This window comes from Streptomyces sp. NPDC046197 (assembly GCF_040646295.1).
GTDB lineage: Bacteria > Actinomycetota > Actinomycetes > Streptomycetales > Streptomycetaceae > Streptomyces.
In genome coordinates this window covers 140,078-163,363 of the sequence record NZ_JBEYZY010000008.1, presented here as the reverse complement: position 1 = coordinate 163,363, position 23,286 = coordinate 140,078, and the positions used below count along the sequence as shown (strand labels likewise).

The 23,286-nt window shown below is 73.4% G+C and carries 23 protein-coding genes, 1 pseudogene and 1 riboswitch; of the genes and pseudogenes, 9 read left to right on the top strand and 15 right to left on the bottom strand.

The window, feature by feature from the left end; all coding sequences use genetic code 11:
* Positions 1 to 69: 69 nt before the first annotated feature.
* Both AB0A61_RS14110 and lanKC read right to left on the bottom strand, forming a co-directional pair.
* The gene (locus AB0A61_RS14110) at positions 70 to 183 is read right to left on the bottom strand and encodes a SapB/AmfS family lanthipeptide (protein WP_361291219.1); all 114 of its coding nucleotides are present in this window, start codon (positions 181 to 183) and stop codon (positions 70 to 72) included.
* A gap of 56 nt (positions 184 to 239) precedes the next feature.
* Positions 240 to 2,870, bottom strand: coding sequence for a class III lanthionine synthetase LanKC (lanKC, locus tag AB0A61_RS14105; protein ID WP_361291217.1), 2,631 nt, complete (start codon positions 2,868 to 2,870; stop codon positions 240 to 242).
* A 186-nt stretch (positions 2,871 to 3,056) separates the two neighbouring features.
* On the opposite strand from lanKC, the gene AB0A61_RS14100 reads away from it, so the two are divergent.
* From AB0A61_RS14100 to rfbB, 5 genes are all read left to right on the top strand, one after another.
* The gene (locus tag AB0A61_RS14100) at positions 3,057 to 5,507 is read left to right on the top strand and encodes a SpoIIE family protein phosphatase (protein ID WP_361291214.1); all 2,451 of its coding nucleotides are present in this window, start codon (positions 3,057 to 3,059) and stop codon (positions 5,505 to 5,507) included.
* A gap of 111 nt (positions 5,508 to 5,618) precedes the next feature.
* Positions 5,619 to 5,915 carry a hypothetical protein gene (locus AB0A61_RS14095; protein ID WP_361291211.1) on the top strand — a complete coding sequence of 99 codons (297 nt, stop codon included), beginning with the start codon at positions 5,619 to 5,621 and terminating at the stop codon, positions 5,913 to 5,915.
* 60 nt (positions 5,916 to 5,975) lie between these two features.
* Entirely contained in the window at positions 5,976 to 6,239 is a 264-nt protein-coding gene (locus AB0A61_RS14090) for a DUF6479 family protein (RefSeq protein ID WP_361291548.1), read from the top strand.
* A gap of 310 nt (positions 6,240 to 6,549) precedes the next feature.
* Complete coding sequence (locus AB0A61_RS14085; protein WP_361291208.1) at positions 6,550 to 6,735, top strand: hypothetical protein; 186 nt, start codon at positions 6,550 to 6,552, stop codon at positions 6,733 to 6,735.
* Between the two features lie 68 nt (positions 6,736 to 6,803).
* Complete coding sequence (gene rfbB, locus AB0A61_RS14080) at positions 6,804 to 7,778, top strand: dTDP-glucose 4,6-dehydratase (RefSeq protein WP_361291205.1); 975 nt, start codon at positions 6,804 to 6,806, stop codon at positions 7,776 to 7,778.
* Positions 7,779 to 7,908: 130 nt separating this feature from the next.
* On the opposite strand, the gene AB0A61_RS14075 is transcribed toward rfbB, so the two are convergent.
* Positions 7,909 to 8,493 (bottom strand): hydrolase, encoded by a 585-nt coding sequence (locus AB0A61_RS14075; RefSeq protein WP_361291202.1) that lies wholly within the window; start codon positions 8,491 to 8,493, stop codon positions 7,909 to 7,911.
* Positions 8,494 to 8,734: 241 nt separating this feature from the next.
* Entirely contained in the window at positions 8,735 to 9,196 is a 462-nt protein-coding gene (locus AB0A61_RS14070) for a MarR family transcriptional regulator (protein WP_361291199.1), read from the bottom strand.
* Positions 9,197 to 9,389: 193 nt separating this feature from the next.
* On the opposite strand from AB0A61_RS14070, the gene AB0A61_RS14065 reads away from it, so the two are divergent.
* On the top strand, positions 9,390 to 9,890 hold the full coding sequence (locus tag AB0A61_RS14065) for a metallophosphoesterase (RefSeq protein WP_361291196.1): 501 nt from the start codon (positions 9,390 to 9,392) through the stop codon (positions 9,888 to 9,890).
* 599 nt (positions 9,891 to 10,489) lie between these two features.
* On the opposite strand, the gene AB0A61_RS14060 is transcribed toward AB0A61_RS14065, so the two are convergent.
* The 9 genes and pseudogenes from AB0A61_RS14060 to AB0A61_RS14020 form a co-directional block, all read right to left on the bottom strand.
* The gene (locus AB0A61_RS14060; RefSeq protein ID WP_361291194.1) at positions 10,490 to 11,140 is read right to left on the bottom strand and encodes an SRPBCC family protein; all 651 of its coding nucleotides are present in this window, start codon (positions 11,138 to 11,140) and stop codon (positions 10,490 to 10,492) included.
* Positions 11,141 to 11,156: 16 nt separating this feature from the next.
* Positions 11,157 to 12,263, bottom strand: coding sequence for an XdhC family protein (locus tag AB0A61_RS14055; RefSeq protein ID WP_361291191.1), 1,107 nt, complete (start codon positions 12,261 to 12,263; stop codon positions 11,157 to 11,159).
* Positions 12,256 to 13,506: a VWA domain-containing protein gene (locus AB0A61_RS14050; RefSeq protein ID WP_361291188.1), complete on the bottom strand. Its 1,251-nt coding sequence runs from the start codon at positions 13,504 to 13,506 to the stop codon at positions 12,256 to 12,258. The genes AB0A61_RS14055 and AB0A61_RS14050 overlap by 8 nt, the downstream gene beginning before the upstream one ends.
* A 44-nt stretch (positions 13,507 to 13,550) precedes the next feature.
* Complete coding sequence (locus tag AB0A61_RS14045) at positions 13,551 to 14,408, bottom strand: MoxR family ATPase (RefSeq protein ID WP_361291185.1); 858 nt, start codon at positions 14,406 to 14,408, stop codon at positions 13,551 to 13,553.
* Between the two features lie 33 nt (positions 14,409 to 14,441).
* On the bottom strand, positions 14,442 to 15,296 hold the full coding sequence (locus AB0A61_RS14040) for a xanthine dehydrogenase family protein subunit M (RefSeq protein ID WP_361291182.1): 855 nt from the start codon (positions 15,294 to 15,296) through the stop codon (positions 14,442 to 14,444).
* Positions 15,293 to 17,668, bottom strand: a complete 2,376-nt coding sequence (locus AB0A61_RS14035) for a molybdopterin cofactor-binding domain-containing protein (protein ID WP_361291179.1) — start codon at positions 17,666 to 17,668, stop codon at positions 15,293 to 15,295. The genes AB0A61_RS14040 and AB0A61_RS14035 overlap by 4 nt, the downstream gene beginning before the upstream one ends.
* Positions 17,665 to 18,168: a (2Fe-2S)-binding protein gene (locus tag AB0A61_RS14030; protein ID WP_361291176.1), complete on the bottom strand. Its 504-nt coding sequence runs from the start codon at positions 18,166 to 18,168 to the stop codon at positions 17,665 to 17,667. The genes AB0A61_RS14035 and AB0A61_RS14030 overlap by 4 nt, the downstream gene beginning before the upstream one ends.
* Positions 18,169 to 18,274: 106 nt before the next feature.
* Entirely contained in the window at positions 18,275 to 18,484 is a 210-nt protein-coding gene (locus AB0A61_RS14025) for a hypothetical protein (protein ID WP_361291173.1), read from the bottom strand.
* 185 nt (positions 18,485 to 18,669) lie between these two features.
* Positions 18,670 to 19,002: pseudogene (locus AB0A61_RS14020) on the bottom strand (hypothetical protein); the annotation flags it as partial.
* 107 nt (positions 19,003 to 19,109) lie between these two features.
* Here AB0A61_RS14020 and AB0A61_RS14015 point away from each other — a divergent pair.
* From AB0A61_RS14015 to AB0A61_RS14005, 3 genes are all read left to right on the top strand, one after another.
* Positions 19,110 to 19,766: a TetR/AcrR family transcriptional regulator gene (locus AB0A61_RS14015; protein WP_361291170.1), complete on the top strand. Its 657-nt coding sequence runs from the start codon at positions 19,110 to 19,112 to the stop codon at positions 19,764 to 19,766.
* Between the two features lie 136 nt (positions 19,767 to 19,902).
* Positions 19,903 to 20,442, top strand: a complete 540-nt coding sequence (locus tag AB0A61_RS14010) for a sigma-70 family RNA polymerase sigma factor (RefSeq protein ID WP_361291167.1) — start codon at positions 19,903 to 19,905, stop codon at positions 20,440 to 20,442.
* Positions 20,435 to 21,406, top strand: coding sequence for a CU044_5270 family protein (locus AB0A61_RS14005; RefSeq protein ID WP_361291164.1), 972 nt, complete (start codon positions 20,435 to 20,437; stop codon positions 21,404 to 21,406). Before AB0A61_RS14010 ends, AB0A61_RS14005 begins: the two co-directional genes overlap by 8 nt.
* Here AB0A61_RS14005 and AB0A61_RS14000 read toward each other — a convergent pair whose 3' ends face one another.
* Both AB0A61_RS14000 and AB0A61_RS13995 read right to left on the bottom strand, forming a co-directional pair.
* Positions 21,407 to 22,255 carry a bifunctional 5,10-methylenetetrahydrofolate dehydrogenase/5,10-methenyltetrahydrofolate cyclohydrolase gene (locus AB0A61_RS14000; protein WP_361291161.1) on the bottom strand — a complete coding sequence of 283 codons (849 nt, stop codon included), beginning with the start codon at positions 22,253 to 22,255 and terminating at the stop codon, positions 21,407 to 21,409. It abuts the gene before it with no gap.
* 22 nt (positions 22,256 to 22,277) lie between these two features.
* Positions 22,278 to 22,363: riboswitch (ZMP/ZTP riboswitch) on the bottom strand.
* A 474-nt stretch (positions 22,364 to 22,837) separates the two neighbouring features.
* Positions 22,838 to 23,203 (bottom strand): nuclear transport factor 2 family protein, encoded by a 366-nt coding sequence (locus tag AB0A61_RS13995; protein ID WP_361291158.1) that lies wholly within the window; start codon positions 23,201 to 23,203, stop codon positions 22,838 to 22,840.
* Positions 23,204 to 23,286 lie beyond the last annotated feature (83 nt).

The following is a 23,286-nucleotide window of genomic DNA, read 5'->3' as shown; positions in this document are numbered from 1 at the left end:
CGCGGAACGGGCTCCGGGCGGCCCCTCCCGAGCAGGGAGGGGCCGCCCGGAGCCGTTTACGGACTCTCGTCAGAGACAGAGCGTCGCGCTCGCCGCGCTGACGCAGGACAGCAGGCTGAGCGTGCTGCCGCCGCCGTGGGTGTAGTCGTCGGACTCCATCGTCTGCAGGTCGAGAAGGGCCATGACGTGTCCTTTCTTTTGATTCCCTTGATGGGGACGGGGGTTGTGTCACGACTCCGTCAGGTTGCGGAGCCGCGTGGTGAGGGCCGCCCGTGCGGCGGCAGGAACGGCAGCTGGGCCTCGGCCTCGCCCTCGAGTGCCGCCGCGAGCGCGAGCAGACATCCGGCCGTTCCGGTGGCGAGGTCCATCGACAGCCGCATCATCTGGTGGCCGGGGAAGGCCAGCTGGCCCTGGTACGCCATCGCGTACCAGCCGAGGGCGGCGACCTGTTCGGCGAGCCGCCGCGCGGTCGCGCCCGGCACGGTGGTGCGGCTGAGGTGCAGAATCATCCCGGCGCGGCCCTGGAAGAGGCCGGGCTGCGCGTAGAAGCGGGAGGAGGCGGCGGTGAGGATCCCGGCGCGGGCCTGATCGAACTGCTCGTCGGGGGCGTGCGCGAGATAGTCGTCGAGCACCATCCCGACCCCCGCGCTGCCGTCTCCGACGTACGGCATGGTCCGCCAGCCCTCGTCGACCTCCAGCGCGCCGTTCTTCTGGACGACACAGCGCTCCAGGTCGCGGCGCAGGGCGACGGCGGCCGCATCCAGCAGTTCCCGCTCGCGGGTCCACTCGTACTGCCGCAGCAGGAACAGGGCGGTCCCGCTCGCGCCCCGCAGCAGCCCGGCCCGCCGCCGGGAGGCGTCGGGCAGCGGCTCGGCCAACCGCCGTACCAGGAGGTGTGCGGCCTCGGCGGCCCGCTCCCGCAACTCCGGCTCGCCCGTCGTACGCGCCAGGTCGCCGAGGACCAGGCCCAGCCCGGCGAGCCCGCCGTGCAGGTCGGAGGAGAGCTTTTGCCATCGCTCCCGCAGAATGCAGCCGACCAGGTCCAGCGCGCGCTGCCGGTGCCCGAGCCGGTCCAGGACATGGGCGACGCCCGCGAGACCGTCGTACAGGCCGAGCGGAGTGCCGACCGGCGCCGGGGCGGTGCGGGCGAGGAGCCAGCGTTCGCCTTCCTCGTAGCGTTCGGCGCCGGACCGCTCCAGCGCGTACAGCACTCCGGCCGCGCCGTGCGCGAGACCGAGTCCGCCGCCGTCGGAGAACTGGGTGATGTCGCCGGGGAAGAGCCGGTCCTCACGCTCCGGGGTGGCCGAGGTGAGGATCGCCTTGACCATCGAGTCGCGGCTGTAGGGCCAATCGGCCGGATCCACCAGCGAGACGGCGGCGGACGGGCCCGGCCGGGGCCCGCCGCTCACGCCCCCGGCCGGGGGCGCCGTGTCGCGCGTGATCTCGGTGACCGCCTCGTCGAGGAACGCCGGCGGTACGTCCGGGAACTGCTCGGCGATGACCTGCGCCAGGTGGGCCGCCTTGCCGCGGTCGATCACGAACAGCGTCGTCACCGGCAGGAACAGGGCGAGCCGCAGACAGGCCAGCGCGTAGTGGTCCACGTCTTTGCCCCGGCGGTCCGGCGGGGCGAAGAAGCCGGGGTGGGCGACGACCTGGCGGCCGTTCTCCTCGGCCGGGGCCGCGGCCTCGAAGTCGAGGAGGAACACCGACTCGTCGTCGGGGGCGACCATGATGTTGAACACATGCAGGTCGTTGAAGACGATCCCGCGCGCGTGCACCGCCTCGACGGCCCGTTCCACCGCCCGGTGGATGCGCACCGCCCACTGAGTGTAGGCGGCGACCGCCTCGGGATCCGGGTCGGTGGTGAGCAGCGGGTGCCGCTCGGCGAGGTAGGAGTTGAGCGGGCGCCCCTCCAGGAAGTCCATGACCAGGAAGCGGTGGTCGCCGAGGGTGAACCAGTCCCGCACCTCCGGCGCGACCCCGGTTGCGGCGACCCGCTCCAGCGCCTCCTTCTCCCGCTCCAGCCGGGCGATGGCATCCGCACCGTCGGCCGCGAGCCCCGCGTGCGGGCGTCCCTCCTTCAGCACCACGCGGCGCCCGTCGCGGGTGTCGGTGCCCGCGTAGACCCCGCCGCCGTTGGAGAAGTGCAGCGCTTTTTCGATGCGGTACGGCAGCTCGCCGACCGTGGTGCTGTTACGCGCGGCCAGATGCGGCTGGAGAAAGGACGGCAGCGTCACCCAGTCCGGGACCTGGAAGGACGGCGTCCGCCGGTCCGGCACCAGCCGCCCCTCGCCGTCGCGCACCGCGGGCACGAGCGAGCCGCGCTCGTCGACGACGAAGGTGCGCGCGAACGCGCCGTAGCGGACATAGAGCGGGCCGTCGCACCAGCGCAGGTCGGTCAGGATGTACGGCCCCTCGAAGCCCTCCAGCAGTGCGCCAAGCTCTCGCAGCACCACGTGGAGCTGCTCCTCGTCGGCCGGGTAGACGGTGGCGAACTTGCCGCTGCCGTCGCGGGCGGCGTACTTGGTGTTGCGCAGATGCAGCAGATGCGGTCCGGGAACGAACTTGAACGGGATCCGGCGCGGCACGCAGTAGTCCCACACGAGGGCGGCGATCCGCTCCGCGTTCGTCGCGGTGGCCGAGGCGTGGATCTTCCACCCCTGCGCCGGACCCGGTTCCGGCCGCCCGTCCGGGCCGAGCGGGGTCAGCGTCAGCCAGTCGCCGATCCGCGTCGCCTTCCATCCCTCGGGCACCGGGCGCCGCGCCGTCTCGTACCGGGGTGCGGCGTCGTGCCCGCCTGCGGAGAACCGGTCCGGCGTGTCGTAGAAGTGCCGGTCGGCGAGCGCGTACACCTCGTAGCGCTGGTCCATGTCCGTCCCCCTCCTGGTCGGCACCGAGCTTCCCAGCGGGGCCGACCCGCCGACAGTCACGCCTGTCACCAGGTCGCCGTGCGGAACGCACGGGTCAAGACATGTTCGAACCGTTTCGAGCACCGGCTGTGACCGGGCCGCACAGGAGCGTCACAGGGGCTGCGCACACCGCCGATACGCGCTGTAATGGCCAACGTGGTCAGTGAGGGCGCTACGGCACGCGGAACACGTACTGTGCGGGCCGAACTTGCCCTCAAGACGCTCGCTGCCGAGCCCCCCGACCCGGGGCGGCCGCGCCGCGTCCTGGAACAGGCCCTGGTCTTCACCGGCGCCACGTTCGCGGCCGTGTACACCCGCGGCGAGCGCGGCGACACGTTCTGCCTGGCGGAGGCCGTGGGTGTCCCCAGAGCGCTGTACGGGGTGCGCGACACCTACGCCCTGTCGGGGCGGTCGCCGATGGCGGACGCCGGCCGCGCCGGGCACCCCCTCTGGCTCGGGCCGGACGAGCTCGCCGGGTGCGCCGAGTACCGGCGGATGCCCACTGGGGACGTCTTCGTGGCCGCGCTGCCGCTGCGCGGCGAGGACGGCGGCTGTCTGCTCGCGGTCACCGAGAGCCCGGGCGGCTTCGACACCGAGGACCGCGAGTGCCTCGAACTGATCGCGCGGGCCGTCGCCTGCCCGGCGCCCGTCGAGACCGTCCAGGGCGAGGAGCTGCCGCCCAGCGCGTTCAGCCTCGCCATGGACTCCGGGCGGGTCGAGGTGGGGGACGACATCCTCGCCCTGTTCGGACTCGACCGCGCCGGCTTCGACGGCAAGGTCGAGACCCTGCTCGCGCAGACCGTCCCCGAGGACCTGCCGTCGCTGATGTCCGTGGTCGAGGCCGACCACATGTCCATCGGCGAGCGCGAACTGGAGTTCCGCATCCTCCGGCCCGCCGGCCCGCAGCGGTGGCTGCGGCTGCGCGGCCGGCTGCTGCCGGGCGGCGAGGGCCGCCCCGCCCGCCTGGTCGGCACCGTCGCCGACGCCTCCACGCTGCGCCACGGGGTGACCGATGTGACCCGTGTGCAGCGGCTGGCTTCCGCGCTGGCGACCGCGGGCACGGTCAAGGACGTCAGTCAGGCCGTCGTGACCGCCCTGCGCAAGCCCCTGCAGGCCGACCGGATCGCGCTCGCCGAGCTGGAGGGCGACCGGCTCGTCGTCACCGTCCTGGACCCGCCCGAACCGGAGGCCTGGCCCGAGCTGTGGCGCCGGGAGTGGCGCACCGAATGGCCCGACGCGCCGGTGCGGGCCATGCCCACCCTCGCCGCGGCCCTCCGGGAGGGGCGTGCCCAGATCTGGCCCGCGGGCACTGTCCTGGAACCGGCCCTCGCCGAGGTCGGCCCCGGCGGCCTCGCGGTGCTGCCGCTGCCTGCGGGCGGGCGGACGGCGGGCGCCTGCCTGATCGGCTGGGACCGCCCGCACGACTTCAGCCCCGACGAGCGGGCCCTGCTCACCGCGTCCGCGGGCCTGGCCGGCCAGGCCCTGTTGCGCGCCCATGCCTTCGACGCCGAGCACGAACTCGTCGGCATGCTGCAGCGCACCCTGCTGCCCCGCCGGCTGCCGAAGCTGCCCGGTGGCGAGGCCGTCGCCCGCTACCTGCCCGCCACGGCCGGTCTGGAGGTCGGCGGCGACTGGTACGACGTGATCCCGCTGCCCGACCACCACGTCGCCCTCGTCATCGGCGACGTGCAGGGGCACAGCGCGGGCGCCGCCACGCTGATGGGCCAGATGCGCACCGCGCTGCGCGCCTACGCCGCCGAGGGACACCCGCCGGACGTGGTCGTCTCCCACGCCAACCGCCTCCTGCTGGACATGGAGACGGACCTGTTCGCCACCTGCGCCTACGTCGACGTCGACATGGAGGTCGGCAGCGCCTGGTGCGTGCGTGCCGGTCACCTCCCCCCGGCCCTGCGCCACCCGGACGGCAACGTCGAGATCGTGGAGGCGGAGGGCGGCCCGCCGCTCGGCGTGACGACCCAGGCCGACTTCCCGATGACCCCGCTGCGGCTCCGCCCCGGCAGCGTGCTCACCCTGATCACGGACGGTCTCGTGGAGTCCGCCGGGGCCGACATCGACGACGGCATGGACCGGCTCGCCCGCGGACTGGCCGCCAGCGATCCCGCCCACCTCGGCCTGGTCGCCGACGCCCTGCTGCACAACGCCGGCCGCAGCGACGACATCGCACTGCTTCTGATGCGCTACGACGGCATGGACGTGTGCCCGCTCAGGGAGACCTGGACGGTGTGGCGGGTGCCGGAGGCCGCCCGGCACGCCCGCCGCTTCACCCGGCGCACTCTGCGGGCCTGGGGCGCGACGGAGCAGATGGACACCGTGCTCCTGGTGGTCTCCGAGCTGGTCACCAACGCGCTCGTGCACACCGACGGGCAGGTCCGCCTCGGGCTGACCCTCGTCGGCCACCGGCTGCGGATCGCGGTCACCGACACCTCGCCGCGGACCCCGGTCAAGCCGACGAACATCGGCTGGGAGGCCACCGGCGGCCGCGGCATCCTGCTCGTCGAGGCGGTGTCGGCGGCGTGGGGCACGCTGCCGGTCAGCGGTGGCAAACAGGTGTGGGCCGAGATCATCCTGGAGCCGTGAGACGCCGGAGGCGGCGGGCGGTCTCCGGCACCCGCCACACGGGTGCGCCGGGCACCGGTCACGGCAGGTCGCGGCGGCCGCGTGACTCCGTCGCGCTTAGGGTCCTTGGCTGTGTCACACACCTTCGAAGAGCTCGTGGCGAAGCAGCGCGCGGCCAACGAGGCGCACGCCAGGGTCGAACAGCTGCGCGAGAGCTATGGGCCGCCCGCCCAGGTCCGGTGGACCGGTGAGCAGAGCGAGACCTACGAGACGGCGTTGCGGGCCTGGCGCGACCTGGCCCGCGATCTGCAGGCCGCCCTCAACGAGTACGCGACCGACGAGGGACGGCCACGCCCCGAGGTCGAGGCAGACGTCGAACGGGCGGCACGGGCGGCACGGGGGGATGGTGACGGCGAGGGCGAAGCCTGAGGTGGCGCGGGTTGAAGTGGTGGCAGGAGTGCGGTGCGTGGGGTGGTGGTGTTGCGGGGGCTGCACGGCCGTGGGGCGGGCGGCGCGGCGAAACGGGTGCCGGCGCCGGTACGGTGCCACCCGACGCTTCCGGGCTCCGGGCCCGTCCACGAGACCCGGCATCGGCGCGAACCGGACGAGGTCCCCCGCGCGGAGGAGACCGGCAGGCGCCTCACCCCGCACGACCTGGGTTCCGCCGGCAGCAGACGCAGCGAGGAGCAGACCCGCCCGCGCTGGAAGCCCGGCTCCAGCGGCTCCTTCGGCAGCGGCGGCCCGGGCAGCTGACCGAGCCACCTGAGCCACCTGAGCCGGCCGCCGGGGCAGCTCGCCCGCAGCCACCACGGCAGGCCCAACACGGCGATCCCACGCGTGGTGTGCACGCGGAGTGCCGGTCCGTAGGCGTTCCCCCGTCAACGCCAGTGCACCGGCGATCTGTCCGCGCCCGGAGTACGCTGAGGGAAGCGCGTGACCTGGGGGAGCGGCGACGTCAGAGGGTTTGGCGGGCCGCGCGGGGGAGACCCGGCCATCGGGGCCGACGGGAAGTTCCCGGCCAAAACCCCGCACAGCAACGGACGCAGAAGGAAGATGAGGCGTCGTGACCGCGCACTCCACTGAGAAACTCGTTGTCCGGCACCCGGAGACGGGCTGGGCGCAGGCCCGCCGTCAGCGGGGGAGGGATGTGCGCACCTGTGTGCCGGCGGTGGAAGGCCGCAACGGGTCGCGCGAGTCGCGCGAGGAGCACACCGGCTCGGAGTGGAACATCGTCCGGGGCGAGGACTGACCCGCAGGAAGGCCGGGGCATCATCTACCGGGTCGGCTCCTCGACCACAGCAAGGTGCAGATCCGTTCATGAATCTCCTCGTCACCGGAGCCGCCGGGTTCGTGGGCTCGGCATACGTCCGTACCCTGCTCGCCGTCGGCGGCCCCGACGCCCCGCACGTCACCGTGGTGGACAAGCTCACCTACGCCGGCACGCGCGGCAACCTCCAACTCGGCCATCCACGGCTCGACTTCGTACAGGGCGACATCTGTGACGCCGGGCTCGTCGACAAGCTGATGGGCGAGGCGGACCAGGTGGTGCACTTCGCGGCGGAGTCCCACGTGGACCGCTCCATCCTCGGCGCGGGCGACTTCGTCCGCACCAACGTGCTGGGCACCCAGACGCTGCTGGACGCGGCCGTGCGCCACGGCGTCGGCCCGTTCGTGCACATCTCGACCGACGAGGTCTACGGGTCCCTCGAGTCCGGCTCGTGGCGGGAGGACCACCCGCTTCAGCCGTCCTCTCCCTACTCGGCCTCCAAGGCCTCCTCCGACCTCCTCGCGCTCGCCACCCACCGCACCCACGGCCTCGACGTCCGGGTGACCCGCTGCTCCAACAACTACGGGCCACGCCAGTTCCCCGAGAAGGTCATTCCGCTGTTCGTCACCAACCTCCTGGACGGCCGGAAGGTCCCGTTGTACGGCGACGGACGCAACGTGCGGGACTGGCTGCACGTGGAGGACCACTGTCACGGCGTCGAACTCGTCCGTACCAGGGGACGCCCCGGCGAGGTCTACCACATCGGCGGAGGCACCGAGTTGAGCAACCGGGAGCTCACCGGCCTGCTCCTCGACGCCTGCGGGGCCGACTGGGACCGCGTCGCGTACGTCGAGGACCGCAAGGGACACGACCTGCGCTACTGCCTCGACTGGAGCAAGGCCCGGGACGAACTCGGCTACCGGCCGCGCCGCGACTTCAGCACGGGGCTGGCCGACACCGTCGCCTGGTACCGGGAGAACCGCGCTTGGTGGGAGCCGCTGAAACGGCGGGCCGGGGCGGCTTGAGTGTCCGGCCCGCCGTTTTGTGGGCCCGGTCAGCGGCGGTTTCGGGGCCGGCCCGCCGTGTGGCCCGGTCGGCGCTTTCCGGCCCGGTCGGCCGTTTCGGGCCGGTCGGCCATCTCGGCGCCTGGCGGCGTCAGTTGTGGGTCTTGGCCAGGAGGTCGAGGACGTCGGCGGTGGTACCGGTCTCGCCGAGGCGCGGGAAGATCCGTTCCACGCTGCCCCGGTGCGCCTCCGCGTCCAGATCGCTCATGGCGTCGGTGACCAGCGTGACGTGGTAGCCGTGCTCGTACGCGGCGCGCGCGGTGGACTCCACGCCGATGCTGGTGGCGATGCCGGTCAGCACGATCTGCGTCACCCCGCGGCGGCGCAGCTGGACGTCGAGGTCGGTGCCGTGGAAGGCGCCCCAGTTGTGCTTGGTGACGGTGATGTCGCCCGGGTGGCCGGCCAGTTCGGGGACGATCACGTCCCAGCCGGCGGGGCGGCTGCCACCGGAGCGGACCGCCTCGGTGCGGCCGGGCGGCACGTCCGCGAAGTCGGGGGCGAACGAGACGCGGACCAGGACGACGGGCAGGTCCCGGGCCCGGAAGGCGTCGGCGAGTTCGGCCGTGCGGGAGAGCACCTCGGCGCCGGAGTGGGGCGCGGTGGGCGCGGCGACGATGCCCGCCTGCAGGTCGATGACCACGAGGGCGGTACGCGGGTCGAGGGTGGTGAGTGCCATGGGCTTCTTCAGGCCTTTCGGGGGGTGATCTTTGGGAACTGTCGGGCAGGGTGCTCACCAGGAGCAGCACGGGTCCGGCGAGCATGAACAGCGCCACGGCGTGCAGCCCGGCCGTGTCGGCGCCGTGTCGGGTTCAGGACGGAACCCAGGACCATGGGGGCGATCAGGCGCCGGCCGGCCCCGGGCGGCGGGGCGGAGCGCGCGGTCCGATCGCCGAGACCGGCGCGGGCGGGCCTCCGTATCACGCCTGCGTCAGCCTCTCCAGCAGGGCGAACGCCTCGATGAGGGTGCGCCGTTCGTCCTCGGTGTAGCCGTCCTCCAGGGCTCGGGCCAGCCACTCCTCGCGGACCTGACGGTCGCCCTCGATGCGTCCGCGCCCGGCTTCGGTCAGCGTGACGAGCTGCCGCCGGCCGTCGGCGGGATCGGGGCTGCGCCGGATCAGCCCGCGCTGGTCGAGAGCGGCGAGCGTGGCCGCCATCGACTGCGGCCGGACACCTTCGGCCTGCGCCAGGGCGCTGGCCGTGGCGGCTCCGTGCTTGCCGACCAGCGTGAGCGCCGACACCTGCGAGGGCGTGAGGTCGTCGTCCTGCGCGACCTCACGGATGCGGCGCCGCAGCCGGCTGAACACCACGCGCAGATCGCGCGCGGCGCGGGCGGCGGAGTCGGATATGCCCGCGGGTACCTCGGTGCGCTTGGGGTCCATGCCGCCACGGTAGGACCACCAGGTGAAACTGTCCAGCCGCAACTGAACAGTTCCACCTGAACAAGTCTGTATGACAAATATGAACAAATCTGTGTGAAAGAATCGGGGTGAATGAATCCGGGATCCGGGTAACCCGACACCCCCCACCTGGCGAAGATCACGGCAGGGTGGCGGCGGGCAGTACGCTGACGTGGTGCGTCTGCTCCTGGTGTCCGACACCCATCTGCCGAGGCGCGCCAAGGAGCTGCCCGTCCAGCTGCTCGCCGAACTGCCGCGCGCCGACGTGGTGTTCCACGCCGGGGACTGGGTGGATGTCGCGACCCTCGACCTGCTCCGGGCCCGCAGCCGCCGGCTCGTCGGTGTGTACGGCAACAACGACGGTGCTGAGCTGCGCACCCGACTCCCGGAGATCGCCCGTGCCGAACTGGGCGGGCTGCGCTTCGGCGCCGTCCACGAGAGCGGCCCCGCCCAGGGCCGCGAGGCGCGTTGCGCAGCCCGCTTCCCCGACCTGGACGTCCTGGTGTTCGGCCACAGTCACATCCCGTGGGACACCACCGCGCCCTCCGGTCTGCGCCTGCTCAACCCCGGCTCCCCGACCGACCGCCGCCGCCAGCCCCACTGCACCTACATGACCGCCACCGTCGCCGACGGCCGCCTCACGGACGTGGAACTGCACCGGCTGCCCCGGCGCTAGCCTGTTCGGGCGCTACGGGCCCGGGCACCCGGGACCGTCGACGGCGCTGCCGTCGACACGCAGTCCCCGACACCGCCGACGGAGCCGCTGACCCCCGCAGTCGTCGCGGCGGTCATCGCGGTGGCACCGGGGCACGCAACGGGCCGGCCTCCGCGGTCCGCACCGCACACGTCGTGGCCGTGGGCTCGGCCGGTCTCCACGCGGCCGCCGCGGCGCTCGTGCTGTTCCTGCTGCCCGGTGCCCTGGTGCCGGGCCGGCCGCGACCGCAGAAGAGGGCGGCCCCGTGAGGGGCCGCCCCGGAGTCACGCTTCCCTTTCTCGTTCTCCACGTCTCGGCGGGATCCGGGCCGCTTCGAGCATGGAAGCGGCCCGGGCGCTGCGAGTGTGCGCTGTCACGGACCTCCTTCCAGCAGGGATGTGCTGCACATGTGCTGCAGAGGCGATGCATGCCTCATCCGTTGATGCGGTGCGTACCCATGGTTCGGCGAGCCCACACCCCCGTGTCCGGCAAACCCCCGGCAAAGTAAACCAGCAGATCCTATGAAATTACGGAGCTGTCGGTGCGGGGACAGCGGGCCCGGGACCGGGCACCCCGCCCGCTCACCCGCGCCGCAGTCGTCGTACCCCCTGGATCAGCAGGGCGACCGCCACGGCCGCCGCGAGTACCACGGCGGCGCGCTTGGCGACCGGCACCCCGGCGGTGCGCAGCAGGTCGAGCGGCTCGGGCTCCGCGGGCCGCACGGCAGCGGGCTCGGTGGGGCCCTCGGGCCGTGCGGCGGGCTCCCCGGCCGGCTCCGCCTGCGCGGGCGTCTCCACCAGCCGGTGCGACAGACACTCCGCGAACTGCCCCACCAGCCGGTCGCCCACCTCCGCCAGCACCCCGCGCCCGAACTGGGCCGGGCGGCCGGTCACCGTCAGATCCGTCCGCACCGACACGGCCGTGGAGCCGTCCCGCTCCTGCAGCTCGCCCGTGACGGTGGCCCGGGCCGTGCCCTGTCCCCGCGTCTCCCGGCCGCTGGCGATCAGCACGATGCGGTGAGCGGCCTCGTCCTGCTCCTCGAAGACGGCGGTGCCCTTGTACGACACGGTGATCGGGCCCAGTTTGACCTTGACCGACCCGGTGACGGTCTTGCCGTCGTACTCCTCCACCGAGGCCCCCGGCAGGCACGGCGCGATGCGCTCGATGTCGAGGAGTGCCCGCCAGGCGTCGGCCACCGGGACGGGCACGGTGAACTCGTGGTGCAACTCCATGACTTCCTCCTCGAACTCAGGCGGGGCCGGTCGCGTGGATGGCCCCGGCGGTCACGGTCAGCGGCGCGCCGGTGCCGCCCCAGCGCAGCGCGACGATCTCGGCGGCGACGGACACCGCCACCTCCTCCGGGGTCCGGGCCCCGAGGTCGAGCCCGAGCGGCGAGCGCAACCGGGACAGCTCGTCCTCCGACAGACCGGTCCCGGCCAGCCGTTCCATCCGGTCGTGGTGGGTACGGCGGCTGCCCATCGCCCCGATGTACGCGGCGGGCCGGCGCAGCGCCTCCTCCAGCAGCGGGACGTCGAACTTCGGGTCGTGGGTCAGCACGCAGATCACCGTGCGCTCGTCGGTGTCCGTGGCCTGCAGGTAGCGGTGCGGCCACTCCACGACCACCTCGACGCCCGCCGGGAACCGCTTCGGCGTGGCGAAGACCGGGCGTGCGTCGCACACCGTCACCCGGTAGCCGAGGAAGTCGCCGACGCGGGCCACCGCGGCCGCGTAGTCGATCGCTCCGAACACCAGCATCCGCGGCGGCGGCGCGAAGGAGTGCAGGAACACGCTGACGGCGTCCTCGCGCCGCTCGCCGTGCGGTCCGTAGTGCCGCAGGCCGGTCGCGCCGAGGGCGAGTTCGCCGCGTGCGTCCGCGGTGACCGCCACGTCCAGCCCGGCCTCGTCCAGGGCCCCCTCCACCGCCTCCGGCCACACCGCGAGCGTCGCTCCGCGCGGTGCGGGCCCGTCCACCACCGTCGCCACGGTGACCGGTTCGCCGCTCGCGACCGACGCCGCGACCGCGCCGAAGGTGGGGTCGGACTCGGCCGTCACGGGCCGGACCAGCACGGTGATCTCGCCACCGCAGGTCAGTCCCACCGCGAACGCGTCCTCGTCGCTGTAGCCGAAGGTGGCGAGCTGCGCCTCGCCGCTCGCCACGACCTCCTGGCAGAGGTCGAAGACCGCCCCCTCCACGCAGCCCCCGGACACACTGCCCACGACCTCGTCGTCCGGGCCGACCGCCATGGCCGCGCCGGGATCGCGGGGCGCGCTGCGGCTGACCCCGACGACCGTGGCGAGACCGAACGGCACCCGCGCCGCGTACCAGCGCTGCAGTGCCGGGAAGATGTCACGCACGCTCCGCTCCTTCCTGCGGGGCACGACAGCCCCGGTCCCCGGGCCGCGGCCCGTGCCCCGCAGGGCACCTCGGCCCGCAGGCGGCGGTCGCGTCGGCGCCCTGCACCACCGCCGCCAGGCGCTCGAGCGCGGCCAGGCTGTGGCCCTCCACGAAGGCGTCCACACTCGGCAGCGCGGCCGCCATGCCGGCGGCCAGCGGCGCGTAACCGGGGCGCGCCTTGCGCGGATTGGCCCAGACCACGCGGTGTGCCAGCCGCTGCAGGCGGCGCATCTGGTCGGCGAGCAGCCGCGGATCGCCACGCTCCCACCCGTCGGACAGCACCACCACGACCGCGCCGCGAGCCATTCCCCGCTGCCCCCACCGGTCCAGGAACTCACGCAGCAGTTCGCCCAGGCGGGTGCCGCCGCGCCAGTCGGGCACGGCCTCGGCGACCGCGGCCATGGCCAGGTCGGGGTCCCGGTGCGACAGCTCCCGGGTCACCCGGGTCAGCCGGGTGCCGATGGTGAACACCTCCGTCCGCCGGCCCCGGGTGGCCGCGTGCGCGAACCGCAGCAGCGCGTCCGCGTACGGCGCCATGGAACCGCTGACGTCGACGAGCAGCACCACCCGCCGCGGCCGCCGCGCGCGTGCGTGCCGCCGCAGCAGCGCCGGCTCGCCGCCGCGGCGCAGCAGCTCGCGCACGGTGCGGTGCGGATCGACGGCTCCGCGCCGGGCCGGCCGCCGCCGCGCGGTGCGCCGCAGCTGTCCGCGCAGCGCGAAGGCGGCCAGCAGCCGCCGCACCTGCGCGCGTTCCACCGGATCCAGTTCCGCCGCGTCGCGATGGCGCAGCACCTCCGCGGAGCTCGCCAGCGATGCGGTCGGCGGGCCCTGCCGGTCCTCGTCGGGGGCGCCGGTACGGGCTCCGGCGGGCGCCTCGCGCGCGACCAGCCGCAACCGGGGCAGTGAAGGAGTCCGCGTCCGTGGCACCGCTGACCCGCCGGTGCCGAAATAGGCGGCGAACACCCGTTCGTAGCGCGCCAGGTCGTCCCGGTCGCCGCACAGCGTCAGCCGGCCCGCCCAGTACACGTCCGCCCGTGCCTCCGGCCGCAGCGAGTCCACCGCGCGCAGAAAGGCGTGCACCCGGTCGGCACTCGCCCCCACCCCGGCCGCCCGCAGCGCCCGTGCGAAGCCGAGGAGGGCGGCGTCGGCACCGGGCGGCGCAGGGTCGGCGGTGCCTCGCCGGCCCTGGCACGATGCGGTCACCTCCGGACGCCCCCCTTCTCCTCCAGCCCTCTCTGCCATACCGCTCACGCTCCTCGCTCGGCGAGTACCGCGGCGAAGTCCAGCCCCCGTGCCCGGTCCGCGTCCTCCCGGTACTTCAGCACCGACCCCAGCGTGGCCACCGCCAGCTCCGCGTCCACCTCGCTCGCGCCGAGCGCGTCCAGTGCCCGCGCCCAGTCGAGCGTCTCGGCCACGCCCGGCGGCTTGAGCAGGTCCTCCGCACGCAGCGCCTGCACCAGCGCGGTCACCTGCTCGGCCAGCCGGGCGGACACCTCCGGCAGCCGCCGCCGGACGATGGCGAGTTCACGGGCGAAGCCCGGGTGGTCGAACCAGTGGTACAGACAGCGCCGCTTCAGCGCGTCGTGCACCTCCCGGGTCCGGTTCGAGGTCAGCACGACCACCGGCGGCACCTCTGCCCGCAGCGTCCCCAGCTCCGGAATCGTCACCGAGTACTCCGACAGCACCTCCAGCAGGAACGCCTCGAACTCGTCGTCGGCGCGGTCGATCTCGTCGACGAGCAGCACCGACGGCTGTGTCTGCAGTGCCTTCAGCAGCGGCCTGGCCACCAGGAAGCGGCGGTCGTACAACTCGCGCTCCAGGCGGTCCGCGTCCCGGACCCCGGCCGCCTCGGCGGCCCGCAGGTGCAGCAGCTGACGTGGGAAGTCCCAGTCGTACAGCGCCTGCGAGGCGTCGATGCCCTCGTGGCACTGCAGCCGGATGAGCGGGGCCCCGAGGACGCCCGCGAGGGCGGAGGCGAGCGCGGTCTTGCCGACACCCGCATCGCCCTCGCAGAAGACCGGCCGGTGCAGCCTGAGTGCCAGGAAACAGGCGATGGCCAGCCCGTCGTCGACGAGGTAACCGGTCTCCTCCAGGCGGGCGCGCACCTGCTCCGGACTGTCGATGGACGTGATCGGCGCTCACCCCATTCCGGCGGCGGCCAGCACGGCCCGCCTGGTGAGCACCCGCGCGAGATGCGCCCGGTACTCGGGCGAGGCCGACGCGTCCCGCGACGGACGGGTGCCCTCGGCGGCCGCCTCCGCCGCCCGTGCCACGGCCTCGGCGTCCCCGGCGCCCGCCAGTGCCTCCTCCGCGGCCGACGCCCGCAGCGGGGTGGCGCCCATGTTGGTCAGCCCGACGCGTGCCTCGGCGATGTTCCCGTCGTCGCGGCGCACCAGCGCGGCCACGCCGACCATCGCCCAGGACTGGGCCACCCGGTGGAACTTCTCGTAGCAGAAGCCCCACCCCTCCCTCTTGGGCACCCGCACCTCCACCAGGAGCTCGTCGGGCTGCAGAGCGGTCTGCAGATAGTCGGCGAAGAACTCGCCGGCCGGGACGGTCCGCCGCCCGCCCGGCCCCGCGGCCACCAGTTCGCCGTCCAGGGCCAGCAGCACCGCCGGCAGGTCGCCTGCCGGGTCGGCGTGCGCGAGGGATCCGCCGAGGGTGCCGCGGTGCCGCACGGCCGGATCGGCGACCGTCTCGGTGGCCTGGGCCAGCAGCCCCGCGTACCGGCGTACCAGCGGATCGTGGACGACGTCGTGGTGCGTGGTCGTCGCGCCGATGGCGAGCATGTCGCCGTCCTCGCGGACACCGCGCAGCTCGGGGATCCGGCCGACGTCGACGACGAGCTCGGGGAAGGCCAGCCGCAGCCTGAGCAGCGGCAGCAGGCTCTGCCCGCCGGCGAGGACCTTCGCCTCGTCGCCCGCGTCGGCGAGCGTGCGTACCGCCTCGTCGACGCTTGCCGGACGGGCGTACTCGAATGCGGGAGGGATCATGCCGAGGCCTCCTTCCGTGCCGACCGAACGGCCTCCCAGACCCGCTCGGGGGTACAGGGCATCCGCACGTCGTGCACGCCCAGCGGGCGCAGCGCGTCCACGACCGCGTTGACCACGGCGGGCGTCGAGGCGATGGTGCCCGCCTCGCCGACGCCCTTGACCCCGAGCGGGTTGGAGGCCGCGGGCGTCTCCGTGCGGTCGGTCACGAACTCGGGCAGGTCCGCCGCCGACGGTACGAGGTAGTCGGCCATCGTGCCGGACACCAGGTTGCCCTCGGCGTCGTACACCGCCTCCTCGAACAGCGCCTGGGCGATGCCCTGCGCGAGCCCGCCGTGCACCTGCCCCTCGACGATCACCGGGTTGACCACCCGGCCGACGTCGTCGACGCAGACGTAGGACCGGATCCGGGTCTGCCCGGTCTCGGTGTCGATCTCGACCGCGCACAGGTGGGTGCCGTGCGGGTAGGAGAAGTTCTCCGGGTCGCAGATGTGTTCGGCGTTGATGGTGGGTTCCATGCCGTCCGGCACGTCATGGGAGGTGAACGTCGCGAAGGCGACCTCCTGGATGGTCTTGCGCGCCTCGGGCGAGCCCTTCACGGAGAACACGCCGTCCGCGAACTCCAGGTCGCCCTCGCTCGCTTCGAGCAGGTGGGCCGCCACCTTCCGCGCCTTGTCCACCACCTTCTCGGCCGCCCGGTGCACGGCCGCCCCGCCGACCACCAGCGAGCGCGAGCCGTAGGTGTCCATGCCCTGCGGGGCCGCCAGGGTGTCGCCGTGCACCACCTCGACGTCCTCGAACGGCACGCCCAGCACGTCGGCGGCGATCTGGCTCCAGCAGGTGACGTGGCCCTGCCCGTGCGGGCTGGTGCCGGTGACCACCTCGACCTTGCCGGTGGGCAGCATGCGGATGCTCGCCGCCTCCCAGCCGCCCGCCGAGTACTTGAGGTCGCGCAGCACCCGGCTCGGTGCCAGACCGCACATCTCGGTGTACGTGGACACGCCGATGCCGAGCCGGACGGTGTCGCCGTGCTCGGCGCGCTTGTGCTGCTCGGCGCGCAGCTCGTCGTAGCCGAACAGGGCCAGCGCCTTCTGCGTGGCGGCCTCGTAGTTGCCGCTGTCGTAGGTCAGGCCCGCGACCGTCGTGTACGGGAACTCCTCGTGCCGGATCCAGTTGCGCCGTCGTACCTCGACCGGGTCCAGGCCGACCTCGGCGGCCAGCTCGTCCATGGCCCGTTCGATGGCGTACGTGGCCTCCGGGCGTCCGGCGCCGCGGTAGGCGTCGGTCGGGGTCCGGGTGGTGAACACGCCGGTGCAGGTGAAGTCGTAGGCGTCCATCTTGTAGATCGCCGGATACATGAAGGCGCCCAGGATCGGGATGCCCGGGGTGACGAGCATCAGGTAGGCGCCCATGTCGGCGAGCAGCTCGACCTTGAGGCCGAGCAGCCTGCCCTCGCGGGTCGCGGCGATCTCGACGTCCTGGATCATCCCGCGGCCGTGGTGGGTGGCCAGGTAACCCTCGGAGCGGGACTCGGTCCACTTCACCGGCCGTCCCAGCCGCCGGGCGACCGCGAGCACGACCGCCTCCTCGCCGTACACCTGGAGCTTGGAGCCGAAGCCGCCGCCCACGTCCGGGGCGACCACGCGCAACTTGTGCTCGGGCACGCCGGTGACGACCGAGAGCATGATCCGCAGGATGTGCGGGATCTGCGTCGCCGAGTACACCGTGTACTCGCCGGAGGCGGCGATCGGGGTGACCACGACCGCGCGTGGCTCCATGGCGTTGGGAATCAGCCGCTGCTGGTGGTAGCGCCGCTTGACGACGACCTCCGCGCGCTGCTTCACCGTCTCGTAGTCCGCGCCGGTCTTCAGCGGCCAGACGTAGCAGCGGTTGGTGCCCTTGTCGGCGTGGACCAGCGGGGCGTCCTCGGCGAGGGCGGCCTCGAGGTCGAGGACCGGGGGGAGGGGCTCATAGTCGACCTCGATCGCCTCCAGCGCGTCGGCGGCCGTGTACCGGTCGCGGGCCACCACGACCGCCACCGGGTCGCCGGCGTGGCGCACCTCGTCGACCGCGATCGGCGGATGGTCCGGCAGCACCATGTCCTCGGTGACGGGCCAGCCACAGGGCAGCGAGCCGAGGTCCTCGGCGAGGTCGCGGCCGCTGAACGCGGCGACCACGCCGGGCCGCTCCAGGGCGGGGGAGACGTCGACCCGTTCGATGCGTGCGTGAGCCATGGGGCTGCGCAGGACGGCGAGGTGCAGCAGCCCGGTGACGCTGATGTTGTCGGTCCAGTTGGCCTGCCCGGTGATCAGCCGGGCGTCCTCCTTGCGCAGCCGGGCCCTGCCGACCTCGCGTTCGACTGCCTGGTCGGTCATGCCGTGACCTCCTCCGCAGGCGTGCTCCGTTGCGCGGAATCCGTCTCGTCCGCGGCGGCGAGCACCGCGCGGACGATGTTCTGGTAGCCGGTGCAGCGGCAGAGGTTGCCCTCCAGGGCCTTGCGCACCTCGTCGGAGCCGGGGTGGGGGTTCTCGCGCAGCAGATCGCGGGCGGCCATGATCATTCCGGGGGTGCAGTATCCGCACTGCAGCGCGTGGTGCTCGTGGAAGGCTCGCTGCAGCGTCGTCCACTGCCCGTCCCGGGCCAGCCCCTGGACGGTGGTCACCTCGCCCCCGTCCGCCTGCACGGCCAGCACCGCGCAGCTCTTGACGCTCTCGCCGTCCAGTTCGACCGTGCAGGCCCCGCAGTTCGAGGTGTCGCAGCCGATCGGGGTGCCGGTCAGGCCGAGACGGTCGCGCAGATAGTGGACCAGCAGGAGGCGGGGTTCCACCTCGTCCTCGTAGGCCGTGCCGTCCACCGTGACCGAGATGTGGGTCATGTGCCCTCCAGAAACCGTGCGGGCGTGAGTGGGGAAATCAGCAACCACGAATCAGCAACCACGTGATGTACGTCACTCTAGGTCCGGGTCCTGGGGGCGGCGAGCGCTACGGCGGGCTTTTGTTGAGCGTTAATCCATCGCCTGTGCCGGTCCGGCTCTGCTGCACTGCCCGTGATCCGGCCGTCACCCAGCGGGGAGCGCCGATGCACACTGCGTCCATGTCCACCCCGGTCCGACCGAGCGGCTGCTGCACTCCGCCGGGCTGATCGACGAGATCGGCAGCGTCGACGTGCTCGATGCCGTACGCCTTCTTCAAGGCGGTCGGGGCCACCGTGCGGGAGGCCCTCGGGCAGGGCCTGCACGGCCAGGGGGTGTCGTTCGGATCACCGCGGACCGGGCCGCGGCGCATGGTGCCCGAGCGGTCCCGCACCGATCACAACCCGCTGAACGGAAGGAATACCTGCTGAACGGGACGCGCCGGGTGGGCGGTGGAGAGGGCGGTCAAGGTCGTGGCTGGACCTTGTGCTGGTTGCCCGGTGCCCGGCCCGCGGAAGGTCCGGTCCAGTCGGCCTGCACATGGCCCAGGCGTACCCGCTGCGGGTGGTCGCCCACCGGCACGGACACGGTCTTCTGCCCGGTGGCGAAGTCGGTGGCGGTGACCTGGCCGGCGCCGCTCTCGGAGACGACGCAGTCCTTGCCGTCACCGCTGGCGGTGGCCCAGGAGGGCTTGGACGCGGGGACGAGCGGCCCCTCATGCAGGGTCGCGCGGTCGACGACGGTGGCGTAGTCGTCCATGGTGCCCGCCACGCACAGCCTGGTGCCCGAGGGATTCATGCACGTGCTCGTTCAGAGTGAACTTACTGAAAAGTAAGGAACGGTCGCCTTCTCCACAAGACCGCGTACACGACAAAATTGTCCGTGGGTGGACGAGGGAGGGGACCGTGACGGGCAGGCTGAGAGCGCCGACCGGCCGCTACGGGGGCAAGTCCGCCGCGCAACGGCAGGCCGAGCGGCGGTGCCGTTTCCTGCGGGCCGCGCTCCAGTTGTTCGGCGACACGCCCGGCTTCCGCTCCACGACGGTCGCGGCGCTCAGCGAGGCCGCGGGGCTGTCGACGCGTCAGTTCTACGAGGAGTTCCGCACCCTGGAGGACGTGCTGGCCGCCCTCCACCTCCAGGTCAACGACTGGGCCGAGCAGGCGGTCCTGGACGCGCTCGCCGAGGCCGGGGACCTCCTGCCCCTCGCGCAGCGGGTCGCCACGCTCTTCCGCGCCTACGCCGCCAGTGTCACCGCCGACCCGCGCCGGATCCGCATCACCTTCGTCGAGATCATCGGGGTCAGTCCACGCCTGGAGGAGCAGCGCCTGGCCCGCCGGTCGCGCTGGGTCGACCTCATCTGCGCCGAGGTGCGGGCCGCCGCCGTCCGCGGGGAGGCGGCCCGGCGCGACTACCGCATCGCCGCCACCGCCTTCCTCGGCAGCGTCAACGGCCTGCTCCACGACTGGAGCGCCGGGTGGGTGGACGCGTCCCTGGACGACGTCGTCGACGAACTCGTCCGCCAGCTCCTGGGCATCCTGCGCCCACCGGGCTGGAGTCCTTGAGCGGTCCAGGGGGTGTCCGGGGCCCGTCCGGGCCAGGGGTCCGCCCGGGCCGGATCCGGGCGTCGACTCGAACGGGGGCGACGAGCGTCACAGCGACGGGTGTGACGTTCCTACGGGTGCCGGACACGAACGGGACATGAGCAACGACGAGGACTTCGCCGCTGCCTATCGCGCGTGCTACTGGGCGGTCAGCCGCTATGTCGCGCGGCGACTGGACGGCCGGGCGAGCGAGGTGGAGGAAGTGGTGGCGGAGGTGTTCACCGTGGCGTGGCGGCGCCGGGCCGACCTGCCGCCGTCCCCGCTGCCGTGGCTGTACGGCGTGGCGCGCAACTGCCTGGCGAACGCGGTACGCGGCTACGGACGGCGCCGCCGGCTGGTCGACCGGCTGGGCCACGAGCAGACCGCACACGGCCGGCACACGGTGGCCGGCCCGGACGCGGAGCTGCCGGGCGCCTGGGTGCACGAGGCGCTCCTCCGGCTCTCCCCGGCCGACCAGGAGGTACTGCGCCTGACCGCGTGGGAGGAACTCGACGTCGACGAGGTCGCCGTCGTGCTCGGCTGCGGCCGCCGGGCGGCGGCCATGCGGCTGCACCGCGCCCGCCGCCGGCTGAGAGCGGAGATCGACCGCATGCGCCCCCCGCTCGTCACCTCCACCAAGGACCACGGCCATGACTGACGAACTCGAACTGCTGCGCCGCGCCAACCCCGTACCCGCGGACGGCCCCCACTTCGGCGACGGCCCCCTCGACCACCGTGCCGAGCGGCACCTCAACCGGCTGCTGCGCGAGGAAACCCCGAGCCGCCGTCCCCTCCGGAAGGCCGTCTGGGGGCTGGCGGCCACGGCCGTCGTCGCCGCCACAGTGTCGGCACTGCTGCTCTCCGGCCCGAGCACCGCGCCAGCCGTCGCCGCCCCCCGCCCCCTGGTGGTGCAGGCCGGCTCCACCCCCGTACCCCTGGACCGGCTCGCCGAGCGCGCCCGGGCGGCCGCCGCCGACGGCGCGCCGGGCCTGCGCAAGGGCACCCACGTGCAGTCGTGGAGCCTCGGCATGGAGGACGACAGGCCGCCGGTCACCCTGCCCGAGGAGCGCGTCGTGCGATGGCGGGCCGACGGCAGCCGCACCGAACTCGTGGTCGCGACCGACCCGCGCCACCCGGGCCGCCCGGTCCTCACCGACGAGGGCGGCGCGGCGCGCCGGGTCGCCGACGGCCATGTCCTCAGCGACCGGACCTACCCGCCGAGTTGGAGCGACGCCCCGCCCGAGTCGTCGCCGCCGCACGACCCAGCACACCTGCGCGCCTATCTCGCCGAGGTGGCGCACAGCACTTCCCCGACCACCACCGAACTGCTCGACGCCACGGCGGAGTTGCTCGACCACTGGACGCTCGGGCCGCGCGAGTCCGCCGCCCTCGCCGGGCTGCTGGCCGACGGCGGGCACCTGCGACCGGTCGGCCGGGTCACCGACCGGCTCGGCCGCCGCGGTCAGGCCTACGTCCTCGACGCCCCCGGCATTCGCCGGATGCTGATCATGGACCCGGCCACCGGGGCAGTACTGGGACTGGAGACGACCTTCACCACCGCCGGGCCCGAGTACGGCGTCCAGGCCGGGGACGTCATGCAGTACAGCGCCTGGATGCGCTGATCACACCCCGAGCTGCCGGGCGGCCGCGGTGACGGTCTGCTCCAGCAGCGTGGCGATCGTCATCGGACCGACGCCGCCCGGCACCGGGGTGATGAGCGAGGCCCGCTCCGCGGCGGAGTCGAAGTCGACGTCGCCGATGGTGCCCGGGTTGTACCCGGCGTCGATCACGACGGCGCCGGGCTTGATGTCCTGGCCGCGGACGAGCCGCGGCCGCCCCACGGCGGCGACGACGATGTCCGCCTCGCGGACGGCGGCCGACAGGTCGTGGGTGCGGGAGTGGCAGTACGTCACCGTGGCGTCGCGGGCAAGGAGCAGCATGCCGACCGGCTTGCCGAGGATGGCGCTGCGGCCCACGACGACGGCCCGCTTCCCGGCCGGGTCCACCTCGTACGCGTCGAGCAGCCGCAGGATGCCTCCGGGGGTGCAGGACACGAAGCCCGGCAGACCGAAACTCATCGTGGCGAACGAGGCGAAGGTGACGCCGTCGACGTCCTTCTCGGGCGCGATCGCCTCGAACGCGGCCCGCTCGTCGATGTGCTCGCCGACGGGATGCTGCAGCAGGATGCCGTGCACGCCGGGGTCGGCCGACAGGGACGTGAGCGTGCCGACCAGCTCCCGCGTGGTGGTCGCGGCCGGCAGTGCCACATGGCGCGAGGCGATGCCGGCCCGGCGGCAGCGGTTCTGCTTCATCCGGACGTAGGTGACGGAGGCGGGGTCCTCGCCCACCAGCACCGTCGCGAGGCAGGGCGCCGTTCCCGTGCGCTCGGTGAGGGCGGCCGCCTTCTCGGCGGTCTCCTCGACGATGCGGCGGGCGAGCGCGATGCCGTCCATGAGCCGGGCCTGGGACATGATCCACTCCCTGAGCGGTTGACGGGATCGCCCAGGCGCGCGGCATTCGACTCTGCGTGGGCCGCTCCCCGGTGGTGCTCCACCTCAGCGCCAGTCACGACCCCGGCCCACCTTAACCGAGCAGGCGCCCCGATCAGGACGCACGTTCGGGGTCGCGGGGCCGTCGCAGGTCCTGACCGCAGGGCCCGGTCATGGTCAACGCGCAGGCAGAGTCGGGTGGTTGGCCGGTCTTCTGGGGCGCCGGTCTTCTTCTGGGGCGCCGGTCTTCAGGGGCGCCGGTCTTCAGGGACGTACGGGCGGATCCGGTTCAGCGATGCCGGCCATGGCGCGGTCTCAGCGCGCGCGGCGTCAGAGCACGTGGCGTCCGAGTACTCGGCGTCAGAACGCGTGGCGTCAGAGCGCGCGGACGGGGCCGCGCCGCCCGCAGCATCGCCCGCAGCACAACGGCGGACGCCAGCCGGCGTGCCGCGGTGGCCGGCCCCGGCCGCCCGAGCAGTGCGGAGCGCGATCGTCCCAGGCCCGCCCGGGCGGAGAAGGACCAGGTCAGCCGGGAACTGACCTGGAACCTTGCCGCCTTCCTGCCTACTCGTCCCATGCCTGGATCAGAATCTGGTCGGTGATCTTGCCGTTGCGCAACGAGATCATGGACTCGGCGAGGACACGGACGCCGTCGGGGTATTCGCAGGACTCGACGTACGCGGCGTGGTCGCCCTGTACGACGCAGGTCTCCAGCTTGTGCCTCATGTCGCGGCTGTAGACGTCGTCGAGCAGGGAGCGGATCTCGTTCCGGCCCTGCAGGATCTTCGGGTGACTGGGCTGGGTGTTGCGGTCCACTATGCGTATCTCCGCGTCGTCCGCGTACAGCGACAGGAGCGTGGACGCCGTGTCTGCCTCGATGCCGCGGCGCAGCGTTTCGGTGTTGAAGGCGGGGCTTGCCGGGGTAGCCATGGTGACCTCCTACGAGGGCCGCGGGCCCGGGGAGGAACGGGCCGCGACAGCCTCACCTTCGAGGCTCCTCCGCCCCGGCGGGC